The organism is Pseudomonas sp. 39004 (assembly GCF_028682155.1).
GTDB lineage: Bacteria > Pseudomonadota > Gammaproteobacteria > Pseudomonadales > Pseudomonadaceae > Aquipseudomonas > Aquipseudomonas capeferrum.
This window is the reverse complement of the sequence record NZ_JANIAG010000109.1, coordinates 1-18,513: the sequence shown is the minus strand read 5'-3', so window position 1 is coordinate 18,513 and position 18,513 is coordinate 1. Positions and strand designations below refer to the sequence as shown.

Below are 18,513 nucleotides of genomic sequence, written 5' to 3'. Positions count from 1 at the left end.
GCTTGCTGTGGTAACCCAGGTGACGGTTACCGACGATATACAACGCACCGCCCACCACCAGTGCCTCCCGGGCCTGCTGGAACATGCGCCAGGCGAGGAAGTCGCCCACCACCTGTTGCTGGTGGAACGGCGGGTTGCACAGCACCACGTCCAGCGACTGCTTTTCTACCCCCGCCAAACCATCGGCCGCCAGCATCAATGCCGGGCGCTCGCCCAGTGCCGCCTGCCAGTTTTCCCGCGCCGATTGCACCGCCATGTACGACTCGTCGACCAGCGTGTAATGCGCCTCGGGGTTGGCCAGTGCGCTGGCGATCGCCAGGACGCCGTTGCCGCAGCCAAGGTCGGCAACACGGGCCTGGCCCAGGTTGCGCGGCAGGTGCGGGAGAAAGGCACGGGTGCCGATATCCAGGCCATCGCGGCAGAACACGTTGGCGTGGTTGAGCAGCTCAAGGGCCGGCGTTTCGAGCTGATAGCGGCTAGGGTAGGGCGAGCGCGCGGCCGGGCGGTCGGTAACGCTGGCCGTCAGCAGTCGGGCCTTCTTTTGCGCCAGCGAGGCCTGAACCGGGCCGATGTACTTTTCCATCAGCTCACCGGCGGCACGGGGCAGGTGCTTGATCATCGCCCCGGCAATCACCTGCGCGCCGGGCGCCAGGTGGCCCTGCAGGCGAATGAGCTGCTCCTCGAGCAAGGCCAGGGTCTTCGGCACGCGTACCAGCACCCGGTCGAACGGACCCTGCCACGGTTCGCTGGCCGGTACGAACGGCACGCTGTCGAACGGCTTGCCGTTGCGCGCGAGGTTTTTTTCCAGGGCCAGGTGCGCCAGGTGCGAATCGCCACTGCTGGTCACTGCAAGCTGCCCGGCCAGGCTGGCGGCCAGGGCACCGAAGCTGTCATTGAGCACCAATACCCGGCAGCTGGCGTCAGGCGCCTGCTCATGCAAGTGCGCGAGCAGGTACTCGTCAGCGGCGTCGAATGCCTGCAGAGGGTCGTTGGCCTGGTCCGGCTGGCGGATCAGGTCGAGTTCGGCGTAGGGGGTGGTCAACAAGGGCATGGCGTCTGGCTCGGGTACGAATCTGCCCGTTGCGGATCGCCACGGGCTTTGCCGCGCCATTCTACAGGGCTTTGCCGGTAGTCGCAGGGGTGGCTGTCAGATCCACCCACGCAGGGCGGCTATGGCGATGGCGCCTGCCTTGTTGGAGGCGTTGGTCTTGGTGATCACGCTGCGGATATGGAAGTTGACCGTACTTTGTGACAGCGACAGGATGCAGGCAACGTCGGCGGCGGTCTTGCCGGCAGCTGACCACCTCAGCACTTCCAGCTCCCGCTCGCTCATTTTCGGCTGAGGCGGGCAGAGCGCGTCCAAGTGGTGCTCGCACAGAACCGAGTGCAGGGTATGGCACAGCCACTGCACGCTGGCGGCTTTTTCGTAGAGTTCGTTGATTGCAATCTGGCCTGCTGGCCTGGCGACGCTGACTTGGCTTTCATTGTGCTGCAGGTCGTGCAGCGACTGTGTCCAACCATGACGCAGCCCGTGCTGGCAGGCAGCCTCGCGAAATTGCGGGGCCTCGCAATACAGTTCGTCGGTCCACAATACAGGTGTGGTCTGACCATGGCTCAAGCGTGCGGCCGGGTCTTGCTTGTAGAAATCATCACGCTGATAGCGCTCGATCCATTCGTCTGGGTAATTGCTATAGAGGTACAACCGCGGTGTCTGGGTGGCAATCTGTATGCGAATGTTCAGGCCCAGGTGTTCCATACCCAGGTCTTGCACCAAATGCACAGCGATGTCGAACAATTTGCGCGGGGATCGCTCGCTGACAAATTGGTGGAGATGCTCGGGTTTCCAGTGAAGCATCCGTAACGCTCCTAAGGGGCAACAGGATCCAATCCGTTTGCATACCCGCATCATTGTAGGAAAAACCTACTAATGCGTTGGGATTTTTTTGTTATAGCGATCACGTTTGTCTGCGACATCGGCAGCATTGACGTGGTGAGGCCTTACAAACCGGTGGTTTTTATCCAGGCCGCTTTGCGCGACACTGTGCGCACGTCAACCTTGGAGCCCGATATGACTGCCAGCGCCGAAAAGTTCACCCGCCAGACCCTGCTCGATGTTCAGCCACTGACGCCGAACCTCTTCAGCCTGCGGGTAACACGCGATTCGGGCTTTCGCTTCCGGGCCGGCCAGTTTGCTCGTCTCGGGGTGACCAAGGCCGATGGCAGTGTGGTGTGGCGCGCCTATTCCATGGTCAGCGCGCCCCATGACGAGTACCTCGACTTCTTCTCGATCGTGGTGCCCGGCGGGGAGTTCACCAGCGAGCTGAGCCGGCTGGGCGAGGGTGACAGCCTGCTGATCGACCGTCAGGCCTTCGGCTTTTTGACACTCGATCGCTTCATCGGCGGCCGCGACCTGTGGTTGCTGGCCACCGGCACCGGCATTGCACCGTTCATGTCCATCCTGCAGGACTTCGAGGCCTGGGAGCGTTTCGACAGCATCAAGCTGGTGTACTCGGTGCGCGAGGCGAAGGAACTGGCCTACGTGAAGGAAATCGCCGAGTTGGAGCAGCGCGACTACCTGGCAGAGTACGCCGGCAAGTTGCAGTTCATCCCGATCGTGACCCGTGAGCTGCATCCGGGGGCATTGAATGCACGCATTACCACGTTGATCGAGAACGGTGAGCTGGAGAAGGCGGCGGGGCTTGCGCTGTCGCCCGAGCATTCACGCGTGATGCTCTGCGGCAACCCGGAGATGATCGATGAAACGCGCAAGGTGCTCAAGGCGCGTGATCTGCAGTTGAGCCTGAGCAAGCGCCCGGGGCAGGTGGCGGTAGAAAACTACTGGTGACACGGGGGCCGCAATGCGGCCCCGGCACCTTCAAGGCAGGCGGTTCTGGTTCTGCGTCTTGAGCAGGTCGCGGATTTCGGTCAGCAACGTCTCTTCGGCACTTGGCACGGGCGGCGCGCTCGGTGCCACGGCCTCTTCGCGCTTCAGGCGGTTGATCGCCTTCACGCCCATGAAGATGGCGAACGCTACGATCAAGAAGTCGATCACGGTCTGGATGAACTTGCCGTAGGCCAGCATGACTGCCGGAACGTCGCCTTCTGCTGCCTTCAAGGTAATGGCCAGGTCGCTGAAGTCCACGCCACCGATCAACAGGCCCAGTGGTGGCATGACCACGTCACCCACGAAGGACGAGACGATCTTGCCGAAGGCCGCGCCGATGATGATACCGACCGCCATGTCGACGACGTTGCCTTTGACCGCGAAGGCCTTGAACTCACTGATCATGCCCATGTTCGATTCCTTTGTAACAAATGGTGAGGTTAACGCAGTGTAAGCCACTAAAACGCTTCATGCGTTGTGTTCAGGGGTAGTGACTGCGGTTAGAACGAATAGTTTTGTCGCACGCCGAAGCGTTCGAGACACGTCTCGCTCGGCTATCATGGCGGTTTTTTCCAGGAGAAACCGCCCATGGCCAAGGCCAAGCGCTTGTATGGCTGCACCGAATGCGGCGCGACCTTCCCCAAATGGGCCGGCCAGTGCGGCGAATGCGGGGCCTGGAACACCCTGGTCGAAACCATGATCGAGAGCGGCGGGGCGGCGGCGCCCAGCAGTGGCCGGGCCGGCTGGACCGGGCAACAGGCGCAGATCAAGACCCTGGCCGAAGTCAGCGTGGAAGAGATCCCGCGCTTCACCACCAGCAGCAGCGAACTGGACCGCGTGCTGGGTGGCGGTTTGGTCGATGGCTCGGTGGTGCTGATCGGCGGTGACCCGGGTATCGGCAAGTCGACCATTCTGTTGCAGACCCTGTGCAACATTGCCGTGCACATGCCTGCGCTGTATGTCACCGGCGAAGAGTCGCAACAGCAGGTGGCGATGCGCTCGCGCCGCCTGGGCCTGCCCCAGGACCAGCTCAAGGTGATGACCGAAACCTGTATCGAGACCATCATCGCCACGGCTCGCCAGGAAAAGCCCCGCGTCATGGTCATCGACTCGATCCAGACCATTTTCACCGAACAGCTGCAATCGGCGCCCGGTGGCGTGGCCCAGGTGCGCGAGAGTACGGCGTTGCTGGTGCGTTACGCCAAGCAGAGCGGCACCGCCATCTTCCTGGTGGGCCACGTCACCAAGGAAGGCTCGCTGGCCGGGCCGCGCGTGCTGGAGCACATGGTTGACACCGTGCTGTATTTCGAGGGTGAGTCCGATGGCCGCCTGCGCCTGCTGCGGGCGGTGAAGAACCGCTTTGGCGCGGTCAACGAACTGGGCGTGTTCGGCATGACCGACCGCGGCCTCAAGGAGGTTTCGAACCCTTCGGCGATCTTCCTTAATCGCACCCAGGAAGAGGTGCCGGGCAGTGTGGTGATGGCCACCTGGGAGGGCACCCGGCCGATGCTGGTCGAGGTGCAGGCGCTGGTCGATGACAGCCACCTGGCCAACCCGCGCCGGGTGACCCTTGGCCTGGACCAGAACCGCCTGGCCATGTTGCTGGCAGTACTGCACCGCCATGGCGGCATTCCTACCCACGACCAGGATGTGTTCCTCAACGTGGTGGGCGGCGTGAAGGTGCTGGAGACGGCTTCTGACCTGGCTTTGTTGGCGGCGGTGATGTCCAGCCTGCGCAACCGGCCGTTGGCCCATGGGTTGCTGGTGTTTGGCGAGATTGGCTTGTCGGGCGAGGTGCGGCCGGTGCCCAGTGGCCAAGAGCGGCTGAAAGAGGCGGCCAAGCATGGCTTCAAGCGGGCCATCGTGCCCAAGGGCAATGCGCCGAAGGAGCCGCCGGCAGGGTTGCAGGTGATCGCCGTGACCCGGCTGGAGCAGGCTTTGGATGCCCTGTTCGAGTGATGTATTGCCTGTAAAGGCAAACAAAAAGGGGAGCCGACGATGCGCATCGGCTCCCCTTGCTTAACCGCTCAATCAGCGGTCAATGCTCGGCAACCGGGCTGCGCCTGGGCGCCTCGTTGCCATGCTCGTCCAGCTCCAGCATCGGCACTTCATTACCTTCGGCATCGAACAGCTTGCCATCCTTGAAGTAATCGCCATCGCGCAGTGCAGAAATGTCCGAATACTGGATGGTGCGTTCGTAGGCTGCGGCAAATACCGACTGCTGGTCCGAGTTGCCAGTGGTGAAGTGGTTGAAGATCAGGTTCAGCAGAATCGCCATGATCGCCGCCGAGCTGATGCCCGAGTGGAAGATGGTCTCGAACCAGTTCGGGAAGTGGTGGTAGAAGGTCGGTGCGGCAATCGGGATCATGCCGAAGCCCAGCGAAGCAGCGACGATGATCAGGTTGACGTTGTTCTTGTAGCTGACCTTGGACAGGGTACGGATGCCGCTGGCTGCCACGGTGCCGAACAGCACGATGCCCGCGCCGCCCAATACCGGGGTAGGCACGGCGGCAATCACCCGGCCCATGACCGGCAGCAAGCCGAGCACCACCAGGATCACGCCACCGGTGGCCACCACGTAGCGGCTCTTGACCCCGGTCACGGCCACCAGGCCGACGTTCTGGGCGAAGGCGCTCTGGGTGAACGAGCCGAAGATCGGTGCCAGGATGCTCGATGCCATGTCGGCACGCAGGCCATTGCCCAGGCGCTTGGAGTCGACCTTGGTTTCAATGATGTCGCCCACCGCGAGGATGTCGGCCGAGGTTTCCACCAGGGTCACCATGATCACGATGCACATCGACAGGATCGCGGCGATGTGGAATTCCGGCATGCCGAAATGGAACGGCGTGGGGAAGGCGAACATCGGGCCTTGGGTGACCTTGCTGAAGTCGGTCATGCCCAGCCCCCAGGCGATCAGGGTGCCAAACACCATGGCCAGGAGAATCGACAGGCGCGAGATGGTCGCGCTGCCCAGCTTGCTCAGCAGCAGCACGATGGCGAAGGTCAGTGCCGCCAGGCCGATGTTGGCCACGCTGCCGAACTCCGGTGAAGCACTGTTGCCGCCCATCACCCAGCGTGCCGCCACTGGCATCAGGGTCAAGCCGATGGTGGTGATGACGATACCGGTCACCAGGGGTGGGAAGAACTTGGTGATGCGCGAGAACACCGGGGTGATCAGGAAGCCGATGAACGAGGCCGCCATGACCGCACCCAGCACACCCGGCAGGCCACCACCGCCTTCGCTGCTGAGAATGGCGCCCATGGTTGCCACGCCGGCGAACGATACGCCCTGCACCAGCGGCAACTGGCAACCGAAGAACGGCAGGCCAAGCGTCTGCAGCAAGGTGGCCAGGCCACCGGCAAACAACGACGCGGCGATCAGCATGCCGATTTCGGCACCATTCAGGCCCGCGGCCTGCCCCAGAATCAGGGGTACCGCAACGATCCCTCCATACATGGTCAACACATGCTGCAGACCATAGGCCAGGTTGGCCCCAAGGCCGAGGTTTTCATCCTCGGGGCGCTTGGCGGGAGACGTGCTAGGGGACGTAGTCATGGAGCAGGCTCTCTGCGTTTATTGTTGTGCCGCTACTGTAGACACTTCCTACAATTGATTGCTACAAGAATTGTATACAATATTTTGATCGGAGCGCGAACAAGCCGGGCTTCAGGGTGGCCTGAAACCCAATGCAGAACGCGTACCAAGTCATGAAAGGCTGTACTAGAGGGGTGTGTACAAAGAGCTGCTACCCCGGCTTAAAGCTGTCTGGGTAGACAGGAAACGCTAGGTGGGAAGGATGTTAGCTAGCTAAGAGATCCCATTATTCGATGAGTTCGCGCAGCTCCCGCATCATTTCGGTGCTGTCGGCCACGTTCAGTTCCACAAGACGGTGCAAATGGCTCATCGAATCGAGGTCGATGTAGAGGCAGACGAAGCCCAGGCGCTGCGCTTCTTCATGACGAAGCTCCACCTGCATCCGCACGTGGGTATGCGGGTCAAGGTGGATCACCGCATCGAAGTCCTGAGAGAGGTCGGCATTCCACGGCTGGGGGCGCTCGACCAGCAGGCCCTTGAGCGACAGGTCAAGCAGTTTGACTGGCCAGCGGCGGTCACCCTGGCGCAGTTCGGTGGGGGCGTCGAAGTCTATGCGCTGGAAGCGTCGGCGATTGTTGGAAGAAGTGGTCATGGCGGGCCCCTCGTCAGATGTTCTGACTATAGACCAGCCATGGCCTGTTCTGCCTGATGGCGAGCGACAAGGTGCCGTCTGCGGCAGTCGCCCCGTGCCACCCTTAGTCGGGGACGAAATTCAGGTCAACCACCTGATAGAAGGCTTTATCGGTCTCGGCAATTTCCCATACCCCAAGCAGCACATGATAACCGTCGCGCTCAGGCAACTTCAGCGTGTGCTTGGTCGGCTGCTCCGGCCACATTTCTTCATCCGAGTAGCCCCAATAAGGTTGGCGTTCATTGAGGAAAGTAGCGAAGGGTTCAGGTTCGAACTGTGCACGCGAAAGCGGCTGAGTCGGGTTCCATCCGGCTTTGGTGATGAAGTAGTTGAAACGGCGGTACTTGTGGCGCGCGCTGAAGCTCCAGACGAACTCCAGCGGTGTGTCGCTGGTAACGTCATGCTTGTCCCAGTCGACATCTGTGCGGTCCAGGTAGGCAGCGCCCGGCCTTTCGCCGCTGGCAATCTTGCCATCGACCGGTGGTGCCATACTTCTCACGTCGTCCTTGGCGTAGGGATCGGCCAGCCCGCCCGTGGTCTGCGGGAAGAATTTGCCGCTTTCGATGCCGTTGTGAAGATTTCCCTCAATGAGGCGTCTCTCCTCAGCGAAGGTCGCTCGGGACTTGGGCGTCGAGATCGAGCCATGGTTGGGTTCGATGGGGCCTGAGTCACGCGTGGATTTACTCTTATCCTGAGTCATCATCTGTCCCTGCTTGATGGTTATCAAATGTTCGACGCACGGTTCGAACGTTTGCACACCGTGTGTCATATCGTGGCGACGGGTTTGCCTGATCATTTAATGCGCGGTTGCCACCCTGGACAACTGACAGAAATGACAGGTCAGCCGAAGTAACGTTTCCGTCGCAGCCTGCGGGTTGTTCGGGTAGTCGCGTGCTAGAGCGCGTGCTGGTCAGTGGCTGAGCGCCAAATCGGGATGGTAAAGCCGTCAAGCAGGCCCTAGACTCAAGGGGCTGTCTATTCCAACCACTTAGCTGGAAGCATGCCATGAACAACAATAACAGCCTGCTACGCCACATCCCGTGGCTGGCGTTGGCGGTCATAGGAGCCTGCGCGCTGGGTGTTGTCGCCCTGCGTCGCGGCGAGGCGATCAACGCCTTGTGGATCGTGGTCGCGGCAGTGGCCATCTACCTGGTCGCCTACCGCTACTACAGCCTGTTCATCGCCACCAAGGTGATGCAACTCGACCCTCGCCGTGCCACCCCGGCGGTGCTCAACAACGATGGCCTGGACTACGTTCCGACCAACAAGCACATCCTGTTCGGCCACCACTTTGCCGCCATCGCCGGCGCCGGCCCACTGGTCGGCCCGGTACTCGCCGCGCAGATGGGCTACCTGCCCGGCACGCTCTGGCTGATCGCCGGCGTTGTGCTGGCCGGTGCGGTGCAGGACTTCATGGTCCTGTTCATGTCCACCCGCCGCAACGGTCGCTCGCTGGGCGACATGGTGCGCGAGGAAATGGGCCGGATCCCGGGCACCATCGCCCTGTTCGGCTGCTTCCTGATCATGATCATCATCCTCGCGGTGCTGGCGCTGATCGTGGTCAAGGCCCTGGCCGAGAGCCCATGGGGCATGTTCACGGTGATGGCGACCATCCCGATCGCGATGTTCATGGGCATCTACATGCGCTATATCCGCCCGGGCCGCATCGGCGAGATCTCGGTGGTCGGCGTGGTGCTGCTGCTGGCGTCGATCTGGCTGGGCGGCGTGATCGCTGCCGACCCGGTCTGGGGCCCGGCGTTCACCTTCACCGGTGTGCAGATCACCTGGATGCTGGTGGGTTATGGCTTCGTCGCTGCCGTACTGCCGGTATGGCTGGTGCTGGCGCCGCGTGACTACCTGTCGACCTTCCTCAAGATCGGCACCATCGTTGGCCTGGCCATCGGTATCCTGATTATCGCGCCAGAGCTGAAAATGCCGGCCCTGACCCAGTTCACCGACGGTACTGGGCCGGTCTGGAAGGGTACGTTGTTCCCGTTCCTGTTCATCACCATTGCCTGCGGTGCGGTATCGGGCTTCCACGCGCTGATTTCCTCGGGCACCACGCCCAAGCTGCTGGATAACGAAACCAACGCCCGTTACATCGGCTACGGCGGCATGCTGATGGAGTCGTTCGTCGCCATCATGGCCATGGTCGCCGCCTCGGTGATCGAGCCTGGCGTGTACTTCGCCATGAACAGCCCGGCTGCGGTGGTCGGCGCCGACGTTGCTACGGTGGCGCAGACGGTCAGCAGTTGGGGCTTCCTGATCACCCCTGAGCAGCTCGAAGCGGTCGCCCGCGACATTGGCGAGCACACCGTGCTGGCCCGTGCCGGTGGTGCGCCAACGTTGGCGGTGGGTATCGCGCAGATCCTTCACCAGGTGCTGCCGGGTGAGAACACCATGGCCTTCTGGTACCACTTCGCGATCCTGTTCGAGGCCCTGTTCATCCTCACCGCCGTGGACGCCGGTACCCGTGCCGGGCGCTTCATGCTGCAGGACCTGCTGGGCAGCTTCGTGCCGGCGCTCAAACGCACCGAATCGTGGGGTGCCAACCTGCTCGCCACCGCTGGCTGCGTGGCAATGTGGGGTTATCTGCTGTACCAGGGCGTGATCGACCCGCTGGGTGGCATCAACACCTTGTGGCCGCTGTTTGGCATCTCCAACCAGATGCTGGCCGGTATCGCCTTGATGCTCGGTACTGTGGTGCTGATCAAGATGAAGCGTCAGCGCTACATCTGGGTCACCCTGGTGCCGGCCGTGTGGCTGCTGATCTGTACCACTGCCGCAGGCCTGATCAAGCTGTTCGACCCGAACCCGGCCGTTGGCTTCCTGGCCCTGGCCAAGAAGTACAGCACTGCGCTGGATGCCGGCCAGGTACTGGCCCCGGCCAAGGACATCGGGCAGATGCAGCACGTGATCTACAACGCCTACACCAACGCGGGCCTGACGATTCTGTTCCTGCTGGTGGTGTTCAGCATCCTGTTCTTCGCCATCAAGGTCGGCTACGCCGCCTGGGGCCGCAAGGAGCGCAGCGACAAGGAAACCCCGTTCCAGGCCTTGCCTGACGCGTAATCGAGAGGACTGCAGCTATGTTCAACGACCTGGGTCGACTGGGTAAGTACCTGGGGCAGGCAGCCCGCCTGATGGTCGGCATGCCCGACTACGACAACTATGTCGAACACATGCAGAACAAGCACCCGGACAAACCGGTGATGAGCTACGAGGCGTTCTTCCGTGAACGCCAGGAAGCGCGTTACGGTGGCAAGTCCGGGCCCAAGTGCTGTTGAGCCTGCAACACCTGTGAAACTGTGGGAGCCCGGGCAGCCGGGCTCCCACATTCATATTCAGCTTCAGGAGCTTTTTGCGTGCAATCGCCTATTCCCGTCACCGTACTGACCGGCTTTCTGGGTGCCGGCAAGACCACCTTGCTCAAGCACATGCTCAAGGCCGAGCACGGCCTGAAGATCGCCGTGATCGAGAACGAGTTCAGCGAGGCCGGTATCGACAGCCAGCTGCTGGGCGACGAGCCGGTGCAGGTCATGACCCTGGCCAACGGCTGCGTGTGCTGCAGCATCCATGGTGACCTCACCCGCGCCCTGTACCTGCTGCTGGAGCGCCTGGACGCCGGCGAAATCGCCTTCGACCGCCTGGTGATCGAATGCACCGGGCTTGCCGACCCTGCACCGGTTGCGCAGACTTTTTTCATCGACGAGGACCTGCGTGATCGCTACATCCTCGACGGCATCATCACCCTGGTCGACGCCGCCCATGCCGAGCTGCACCTGACCCAGGCCATTGCCCAAGCCCAGGTCGGTTTTGCCGACCGCCTGCTGCTGAGCAAGACCGACCTGGTCGAACCTGCGGCGGTGGATGCCCTGCGCGAGCGCCTGTCGCGCATCAACGGCCGTGCCGCCATTCGTGTGGTCGAACAGGGGCGCATCGACCTGGCCGAACTGCTCGATGTGCGCGGTTTCAACCTCAATACCGACCTGGGTGCCAGCCTCAAGCCGGCCCTGCGCCCGGTGCTCAAGCCGGCCACCCCGGACCGTATCTCGACCTTGGTGTTGCGCACCGACACCCCGCTGGACATCGACCGCCTCAGCGACTTCATGAACGCGCTGCTGGAAACCCACGGCAAGCAATTGCTGCGTTACAAGGGCGTGCTGAATATTGCCGGGGACGATCGTCGCCTGGTGTTTCAAGGCGTGCTCAAGCTCTACGGCTTTGACTGGGATGCCGAATGGGCAGCAGGCGAGGCCCGCGAAAGCGTGCTGGTGTTCATTGCCGATGACCTGCCCGAGGCTACGATTCGGGCTGGGTTCGAGGCTTTGAGCAGGGCTTGAGCCGGTGAGGTGCCTGGGCCGCGAACCAGGCCGGCCATGAGCTGCGGTGGCGGGTTTGCACTTCGATGCACGGGATCAGCCGCTCGGTGAGCACAGCCGTCTGCCGCACGGCCTTGGCGGTGCGGTACTTGACGCTGTGGATGCATTCGCGGTCGCCGAATTCGCAGCGGTTCAGCGAGGTACCGCCGCAGGGGCCGTTGGCCAGGCCCTTGGGGCAGGTTTCCGGGCAGATGTAGAGCGTGTCTTCGAGGCGGCAGCGGCCGCAGGTGTCGCAGCCCACCAGCGGTCGCTTCAGCGCACGCTCCACCCCGTGCAGCACGCGGGCACCGCGGGCTGTTGCCCACAACGGTTGGCGAACGGCCCAGCCGAATGCCTGGCTCAGCCAGTTGCTGCGGCTGAACAGCAAGGCATGGGAAGCGTGCAGCAGGTGGTACCGCGCCTTCTCTTTGTTCGACGCGCTGACCTTCGACTCGCCCTGGCGCCAGCTCGCTGACGGCGGATGAAAGACCACGGCAGGCAGGCCGGGCACCTGCCAACTGGCCGCCCAGGCTGGCGCCCACTGTTCCAGTGAGTAGATCTGCGCTTGCCAGTGTTCGATGCGTTGTTCCAGGGCCAACAGCTGCTTGAGTTCGTGAATGCCGGACAAGTGCACCCCGGCGTAACCCATCAGTTTTACACCAATCACCTGCAGCGCCAGCCGGTCGACGCTGCGCGCCTGGGCGTGGGCCTTGGACACCGCTGCTTCCGCTTCGAGCATGTCGCGCATGGACGGCGTGACCGTCACCCCGGCCACGTGATCGAGCATTGCGGCGCGGCCATGGGTAAGGCTCATCAGGCAGGCCAGCAAGGGTTTCGGGTGCGGCTGGCGGTTCATCCAGGTTTGGGCTTCCTGATGCTTGCTGGCATCGAAGCCCAGTTGCAGGGTCAGGAAGTCGGCGCCCGCAGCCAGTTTTTTCTCGGCCTTGAAGTACTGCGCGCCGCCTTCTTCCTCGCAGTACTTGAATGGGTTGAGGGCGGCACCGAGCAACCAGTGTGGGCAAGCCTGGCGCGCGAGCTGCAGGGCGGCCACCGATTCCAGGTAGCGCACCGGGCGCTCTGCGGGTTGATGCCCAGGCAGGCGGTCGCCAGTGAGCAGCAGCAGTTGGTCAAGCCCGTCGGCATCCATGCGTTGCAGTTGCGCCAGCAAGTGGTGCCGTTCGCGGTCCTTGCCAGAAAAGTGCGGCAGGGCAGGCACGGGCGAGCTGAAGCTGGCGAGGGCGTCCAGAGGCGACAGGTCCAGTGGGCTGCCGACGCGATCACCGATGGCCACGGTCATCGGCCAGCCACACAGGTGCGCGCGGGCCATGATCGCTTCCATGGCGGCGAAACGATCCGCCGAGGGCTTGGGGACGAACTCCATGACGCAGACGAAGGTTTTTTCGTGCAGCGCCGTTTTCAGCAGGCTCATGGATCGGGCACCGGGTTGGGGCAGGGTGGCATTGTGCGGCAAAGGGCCGATGGGGTCATGTCCGGATGCGTAGGGTGCTGCTCTGAACGAGACATGCAGGTGGACACATCAACATGAGTAAATCTTGATTTCATATCAAATTAAATGAGTTTGTCTCAGCGCTTGTTGGTCCCGAAAATGCCCACATTCATTTAGACATTCTGAGGCACGAGACATGGCACTGGCACATTCCCTGGGCTTTCAACGCATCGGCCATGATCGCGAACTGAAAAAAGCCCAGGAAGCCTTCTTGCAAGGTGAACTCGACGAAGCCGGCCTGCGCGCTGTGGGCCGCGCGCTGCGTGCCAGCCATTGGCAGGCGCAGAAGGACGCTGGCATCGAGCTGCTGCCGGTGGGCGATTTCGCCTGGCACGACCAGGTGCTGACCCATTCGCTGACCTTCGGTGTCGTCCCGCAGCGCTTTCGCGGCCACGATGGTGCCAAGCCCACTTTGCAAACCGTGGTCGCCATGGCTCGAGGCACGACCGAGCGCAGCGACAGCGGCGGTGCCCACGCCCAGGAGATGACCCGGTGGTTCGACAGCAACTATCACTACCGGGTACCGGAGTTCACCGCCGACCAACAGTTTGCCCTCAGTTGGGAGCAGCTGTTCGAAGAGGTCGAAGAAGCCAAGGCCCTGGGCCATGCGGTCAAACCTGTGGTGATCGGCCCGCTGACCTATCTGTGGCTGGGCAAGGCCCAAGGCGCCGACGTCGACAAGCTTGAGCTGGTCGACCGGTTGTTGCCGCTGTACGACGAAATCTTCAACCGCCTGGCCGCACAGGGCGTTGAATGGGTGCAGATCGACGAGCCGATCTTGGTGCTGGATTTGCCGCAAGACTGGAAAAACGCCTACGAGCGCGTTTACAACATCCTGCAACGTGCGCCGCTGAAGAAACTGATCGCCACCTACTTTGGGGGCCTCGAAGAAAACCTGGGCCTGGCGGCGAACCTGCCCGTCGATGGCCTGCACATCGACCTGGTGCGTGCGCCAGACCAGTACCCGACCCTGCTCGACCGTCTGCCGGCATACAAGGTCCTGTCGTTGGGCCTGGTCGACGGCTGTAGCGTCTCGGCTTGCGACCTGGAAAAAGCCCTGGCTGTGTTGCAGCACGCGGCCGAACGCCTGGGTGACCGCCTGTGGGTCGCGCCGTCCTGCTCGCTGTTGCACAACCCATTGGGGCTGGCCCGTGAAGACCAGCTCGACGCCGAGCGCAAAGGCGGGTTGGCCTTCGCCGTGCAGAAGTGCCAGGAAGTGGCCGCGCTGAGTAAAGCGGTCGACGCGCCAGAGGCTGCCCGTGCGTTGCGCGCCACGGCTTGATCATCGGGCCGCTACGGGTGCTTATAATGCCGGCTCGAAACGTAATCGACAGGGAATGATGCGATGAGAGTTCTGGTAGTCGGCGCCAGCAAGGGGCTGGGCAAGGCCTTCATGGAAGGGCTGGGCAAACCGGGCGATACGCTGATCGGTGTGTCCCGTTCGCGCCCCGAGCGGGTGGTGGCCAGCAAGGATGTCGAGGTGCAGTGGATTGCGGCCGACCTCGCTCAGCCGGCCGCCGCCGTCGAGGCCATTGCCCAGGCGCTGGCGGGCGGTGGCGTGGATACCCTCATCTACAACCTCGGGTTGTGGGAAGCCGAGGCGTTTGCAGAGCACTACAGCTTTCTTGCCGACCGCGATGCCGAACTGCAAGGCATGGTCGACTGCAACATCACGGCCACCATCCTGCTGATCAAGCGCTTGCTGCCGATGCTGCTCGAAAGCGAAAAGCCACGGATCCTGCTTACCGGTTCCACCTCGGGCCTGCCGCAAAGCGGGCGCCCTGAAGTGACCTTTGCCGCGTCCAAGTTCGCCCTGCGCGGTATTGCCGAAGCCTTGCGTGAAGGGTATCGCGAGCAGGGCCTTGGTGTGACGTGCCTGAACCTGGGCTACCTGAACACCGAGGATGGCTTGGATGTGCCAGTGGCAGAAGCCGCGGCGCGCGGGGAAGGGGGGCTGATTCCGCTGCACGATGTGGTGCTGATGGTACGCACGATGCTGGAACTGTCGGCGGCCAGTTATGTGCGTGAGCTGACACTGCCAGCGATTGCCGATGAGCGCTTCTGAGTAACCAGGCCCGGCCTCTTCGCGGGTCTATTCGCGAAGAGGCCGAGCCTGCAGGCATCAATGACTGATCAACGCTCGATCGCCAGCGCTACCCCCTGGCCACCACCAATGCACAACGTGGCCAGCCCTTTCTTGGCATCTCGCTTGATCATCTCGTGCAACAGGGTCACCAGCACCCGGCACCCCGACGCACCGATCGGGTGGCCCAGGGCAATCGCCCCGCCATTCACATTGACCCGCGCCGCATCCCATTCCAGGGCCTTGCCCACCGCCAACGCCTGCGCGGCAAAGGCCTCGTTGGCTTCGATCAGGTCCAGGTCCGCCAGCTGCCAGCCCGCCTTGTCCAGGCAGCGTTGGGTAGCCGAAACCGGGCCGATACCCATGATCGCCGGGTCCACGCCCGCACTGGCATAGGCCGCGATCCTCGCCAGTACCGGCAAGCCCAGGGCCTTGGCCTTGGCGGCACTCATCAGCAATACGGCAGCGGCGCCATCATTGAGGCTGGAAGCATTGCCGGCCGTCACGCTGCCCTCTTTCTTGAAGGCTGCGCGCAACTTGCCCAGGGACTCGGCAGTGGTACCTGGGCGGGGTTGTTCGTCGCGCTCGAAGACCGTGGGCTCGCCCTTTTTCTGCGGCATCACGATCGGCGTGATCTCGTCCTTGAATCGGCCGGCCTCGATCGCGGCCACGGCTTTGCGCTGGGACTCGGCGGCGAAGGCGTCTTGTTGTTCACGGCTGAGGCCGTACTTGTCCACCAGGTTCTCGGCGGTAATGCCCATGTGGTAGTCGTTGAAGGCATCCCACAGGCCGTCGGTGATCATGCTGTCGACCAGCTGACCGTGGCCCATGCGCTGGCCGGTGCGGGCCGAAGGCATGACGTAGGGTGCCAGGCTCATGTTTTCCTGGCCGCCGGCAATCACCACCTCGGCGTCACCGCAGCGAATAGCCTGGGCTGCCAGGTGCAGGGCCTTGAGGCCCGAGCCGCAGACCTTGTTGAGCGTCAGCGCGGGCACGCTGTAGGGCAGGCCGGCCTTGATCGCGGCCTGGCGGGCCGGGTTCTGGCCGGCGCCGGCGGTGAGTACCTGGCCGAGGATCACTTCGTCGACCAGGGCAGGGTCCAATTGGGTCTGTTCCAGCAGGCGCTTGATCACGGCTGCGCCGAGGTCGACGGCGGGCACTGTGGCCAAGGCGCCCTGGAAGCTGCCAATGGCGGTGCGGGTGGCGGCGACGATGACCACGTCGTTCATGTTGTTGTTCTCCGTGCAAGGGTGGGCGCCGCGAGGGCAGGATGTTGTCAGCATCGGCGGGTTTGGTTCATTTGTTAAGTTTGTTTTTCTTTGCGATTGTTCTGGAAAACAAATGAATGATGCCGGCCCTGCAGGCAAGGCGCTGACCCTGGGTCTAAGCTGGATGTCGTGCTGTTTCACTCAACGCAACGGAGCTCATGGCCATGCGCATCTTGATCGCTCTTACCCTCCTGATCGGCAGCAGCACAGCATTCGCCGCCACCCAGTGCACCACTGCAGACAAAAGCACCTGGCAAGACCCGGGCAAATTCCAGGCCCAGCTCAAGGATCAGGGCTACAAGATCAGCAAGTTCAAGGTCACCAAAGGCAACTGCTACGAAATCTATGGTTTCGACAAGGATGGCCGCAAGATCGAGATCTACCATGACCCGGTCAGCGGCAAGGCGGTCAAGACCGAGTATCACGATTGAAGGCCCGCCCCACGGTACAGCTGTGGGACCCGCTCCTGCGGCTGTGCCACCTGTCGTTGGCCACGGTGTTCTTCGCGGATTATTTTTTCAATGAAGAGGGCGACGACTGGCACCAGTGGTTGGGCTATTACGGGCTGGCGTGCGTGCTGTTGCGCCTGGTTTGGGGCTTCGTCGGGCCGATGAGCCTGCACCGCTTTCTGGCCGACGCGGTGCTGGCGTTGGTCTGCGTGCATGTATTGGCGGCCATCGTCGAAAGCCTGCGCCTGGGCGAGAACCTGCCCCTGTCGATGATCACCGGCCGCCGTCGGCAGCGCTAGGCGGCTTGTACGGTGCAGCGCAAGATGCGCACGGTTTTGTATCCCCCCCAATCACCCCGTAATATGTGTCGGATAACTGGCGGGGGTAGTCTCACCCTCTGATCAATCGGAATCGCCCGTGGCGGCGCTTTCCTGGCATAAACCTGACGAGGTACAGACATTGGCCATCATTCATCCTAAGGTCCGCGGTTTCATCTGCACCACGACCCATCCGAAGGGCTGCGAGCTCAACGTCCGTGACCAGATCGAAGCCACCCGCAAGCTGGGCGTGCGCGAGGATGGCCCGAAGAAGGTCCTGGTGATTGGTGCTTCCAGCGGCTACGGCCTGGCGGCCCGCATCACCGCAGCGTTCGGCTTCAAGGCCGACACCCTGGGCGTGTTCTTCGAAAAAGCAGGTACCGAGACCAAGGCCGGTACTGCGGGCTGGTACAACTCCGCCGCCTTCGACAAGTTCGCCAAGGCCGAAGGCCTGTACAGCAAGTCGATCAACGGTGATGCGTTCTCCGACGAGGCCCGTGCCAAAGTTATCGAGCTGATCAAGAACGAAATGGGTGGCAAGGTCGACCTGGTCATCTACTCCCTGGCCTCCCCCGTGCGCAAGCTGCCGCAAACCGGTGAAGTGATTCGCTCGGCGCTCAAGCCTATCGGCCAGCCGTACAAGTCGACCGCCATCGACACCAACAAGGACACCATCATCGAGGCCAGCATCGAGCCGGCTTCCGAGCAGGAAATCGCTGACACCGTCACCGTCATGGGTGGCCAGGACTGGCAGCTGTGGATCGATGCCCTGGCCGGTGCCGACGTGCTCGCTGAAGGCGCCCGCACCGTGGCCTTCAGCTACATCGGTACCGAGATCACCTGGCCGATCTACTGGCACGGTGCCCTGGGCAAGGCCAAGCAGGACCTGGACGAAACCGCGCTGCGCCTTGACCAGAAATTGGCCGGCGAAATCAACGGCGGCGCCAACGTGGCCGTGCTGAAGTCGGTGGTCACCCAGGCCAGCTCGGCCATTCCGGTGATGCCGTTGTACCTGTCGATGGTCTTCAAGATCATGCAGGAGAAGGGTGTTCACGAGGGTACCCAGGACCAGCTGGACCGCATGTTCCGTGATCGCCTGTACCGTGCAGACGGTGCCCCGGCCGCAGTCGACGAGAAGAGCCGCCTGCGCCTGGACGACTGGGAACTGCGTGATGACGTGCAGGACGCCTGCAAGGCCATGTGGCCGCAAGTCACCACCGAGAACCTGTTCGAGCTGACCGACTATGCCGGTTACAAGAAGCAGTTCCTCAACCTGTTCGGCTTCGAGCGCGCTGACGTCAACTACGACGAAGACGTGGCCACCGATGTGAAGTTCGACTGCATCGAGCTGTAAGCACAGCCGAAACATGAGGGGGCTGTACCGCCCTCTTCGCGGGGCAAGCCCGCTCCCACCGGTG

17 protein-coding genes and 1 pseudogene are annotated in these 18,513 nt (G+C 62.6%); 10 read left to right on the top strand and 8 right to left on the bottom strand.

What is annotated here, in order from left to right:
* A partial coding sequence (locus tag NP534_RS18225; RefSeq protein ID WP_274099621.1) for a methyltransferase occupies positions 1-1,051 on the bottom strand: 1,051 nt, incomplete at its 3' end.
* A gap of 96 nt (positions 1,052-1,147) precedes the next feature.
* On the bottom strand, positions 1,148-1,855 hold the full coding sequence (locus NP534_RS18220) for an autoinducer binding domain-containing protein (protein ID WP_274099620.1): 708 nt from the start codon (positions 1,853-1,855) through the stop codon (positions 1,148-1,150).
* A gap of 213 nt (positions 1,856-2,068) precedes the next feature.
* On the opposite strand from NP534_RS18220, the gene NP534_RS18215 reads away from it, so the two are divergent.
* Entirely contained in the window at positions 2,069-2,845 is a 777-nt protein-coding gene (locus NP534_RS18215; RefSeq protein WP_274099619.1) for a ferredoxin--NADP reductase, read from the top strand.
* Between the two features lie 30 nt (positions 2,846-2,875).
* Here NP534_RS18215 and mscL read toward each other — a convergent pair whose 3' ends face one another.
* A complete protein-coding gene (mscL, locus tag NP534_RS18210) occupies positions 2,876-3,295 on the bottom strand; it encodes a large-conductance mechanosensitive channel protein MscL (RefSeq protein WP_033702940.1) in 420 nt (139 codons plus the stop codon).
* Between the two features lie 177 nt (positions 3,296-3,472).
* Here mscL and radA point away from each other — a divergent pair, with 177 nt between their 5' ends.
* Positions 3,473-4,843: a DNA repair protein RadA gene (gene radA / locus NP534_RS18205; RefSeq protein WP_033702939.1), complete on the top strand. Its 1,371-nt coding sequence runs from the start codon at positions 3,473-3,475 to the stop codon at positions 4,841-4,843.
* Between the two features lie 79 nt (positions 4,844-4,922).
* Here radA and NP534_RS18200 read toward each other — a convergent pair whose 3' ends face one another.
* The 3 genes from NP534_RS18200 to NP534_RS18190 all read right to left on the bottom strand — a co-directional run bounded on the left by NP534_RS18200 (position 4,923) and on the right by NP534_RS18190 (position 7,906).
* Positions 4,923-6,440: a nucleobase:cation symporter-2 family protein gene (locus NP534_RS18200; RefSeq protein ID WP_274099618.1), complete on the bottom strand. Its 1,518-nt coding sequence runs from the start codon at positions 6,438-6,440 to the stop codon at positions 4,923-4,925.
* 265 nt (positions 6,441-6,705) lie between these two features.
* A complete protein-coding gene (locus NP534_RS18195) occupies positions 6,706-7,071 on the bottom strand; it encodes a PilZ domain-containing protein (RefSeq protein ID WP_033702937.1) in 366 nt (121 codons plus the stop codon).
* 103 nt (positions 7,072-7,174) lie between these two features.
* Positions 7,175-7,906, bottom strand: coding sequence for a lytic polysaccharide monooxygenase auxiliary activity family 9 protein (locus NP534_RS18190; RefSeq protein WP_274099617.1), 732 nt, complete (start codon positions 7,904-7,906; stop codon positions 7,175-7,177).
* 209 nt (positions 7,907-8,115) lie between these two features.
* Here NP534_RS18190 and NP534_RS18185 point away from each other — a divergent pair, with 209 nt between their 5' ends.
* From NP534_RS18185 to yjiA, 3 genes are all read left to right on the top strand, one after another.
* Positions 8,116-10,182, top strand: a complete 2,067-nt coding sequence (locus NP534_RS18185; RefSeq protein WP_274099616.1) for a carbon starvation CstA family protein — start codon at positions 8,116-8,118, stop codon at positions 10,180-10,182.
* 17 nt (positions 10,183-10,199) lie between these two features.
* Entirely contained in the window at positions 10,200-10,397 is a 198-nt protein-coding gene (locus NP534_RS18180) for a YbdD/YjiX family protein (RefSeq protein ID WP_027595234.1), read from the top strand.
* A gap of 78 nt (positions 10,398-10,475) precedes the next feature.
* The gene (yjiA, locus tag NP534_RS18175; RefSeq protein ID WP_274099615.1) at positions 10,476-11,453 is read left to right on the top strand and encodes a GTPase; all 978 of its coding nucleotides are present in this window, start codon (positions 10,476-10,478) and stop codon (positions 11,451-11,453) included.
* On the opposite strand, the gene NP534_RS18170 is transcribed toward yjiA, so the two are convergent.
* The gene (locus NP534_RS18170) at positions 11,413-12,900 is read right to left on the bottom strand and encodes a methylenetetrahydrofolate reductase C-terminal domain-containing protein (RefSeq protein WP_274099614.1); all 1,488 of its coding nucleotides are present in this window, start codon (positions 12,898-12,900) and stop codon (positions 11,413-11,415) included. The two genes, yjiA and NP534_RS18170, sit on opposite strands and share 41 nt — an antisense overlap.
* Positions 12,901-13,114: 214 nt before the next feature.
* On the opposite strand from NP534_RS18170, the pseudogene NP534_RS18165 reads away from it, so the two are divergent.
* Together NP534_RS18165 and NP534_RS18160 are read left to right on the top strand one after the other, a co-directional pair.
* Positions 13,115-14,251 (top strand): annotated as a pseudogene (locus NP534_RS18165) (5-methyltetrahydropteroyltriglutamate--homocysteine S-methyltransferase); the annotation flags it as partial.
* A gap of 72 nt (positions 14,252-14,323) precedes the next feature.
* Positions 14,324-15,043, top strand: coding sequence for an SDR family NAD(P)-dependent oxidoreductase (locus NP534_RS18160; protein ID WP_186658871.1), 720 nt, complete (start codon positions 14,324-14,326; stop codon positions 15,041-15,043).
* 68 nt (positions 15,044-15,111) lie between these two features.
* On the opposite strand, the gene NP534_RS18155 is transcribed toward NP534_RS18160, so the two are convergent.
* Entirely contained in the window at positions 15,112-16,290 is a 1,179-nt protein-coding gene (locus NP534_RS18155; protein ID WP_274099613.1) for an acetyl-CoA C-acetyltransferase, read from the bottom strand.
* Between the two features lie 203 nt (positions 16,291-16,493).
* Between NP534_RS18155 and NP534_RS18150 the strand changes: the two genes are divergently transcribed.
* The 3 genes from NP534_RS18150 to fabV all read left to right on the top strand — a co-directional run bounded on the left by NP534_RS18150 (position 16,494) and on the right by fabV (position 18,449).
* Positions 16,494-16,760, top strand: a complete 267-nt coding sequence (locus NP534_RS18150) for a PepSY domain-containing protein (protein ID WP_047582639.1) — start codon at positions 16,494-16,496, stop codon at positions 16,758-16,760.
* A complete protein-coding gene (locus NP534_RS18145; protein WP_274099612.1) occupies positions 16,757-17,077 on the top strand; it encodes a cytochrome b/b6 domain-containing protein in 321 nt (106 codons plus the stop codon). Before NP534_RS18150 ends, NP534_RS18145 begins: the two co-directional genes overlap by 4 nt.
* Before the next feature lie 160 nt (positions 17,078-17,237).
* Positions 17,238-18,449 (top strand): enoyl-ACP reductase FabV, encoded by a 1,212-nt coding sequence (gene fabV, locus NP534_RS18140; RefSeq protein ID WP_274099611.1) that lies wholly within the window; start codon positions 17,238-17,240, stop codon positions 18,447-18,449.
* Positions 18,450-18,513: the final 64 nt, after the last annotated feature.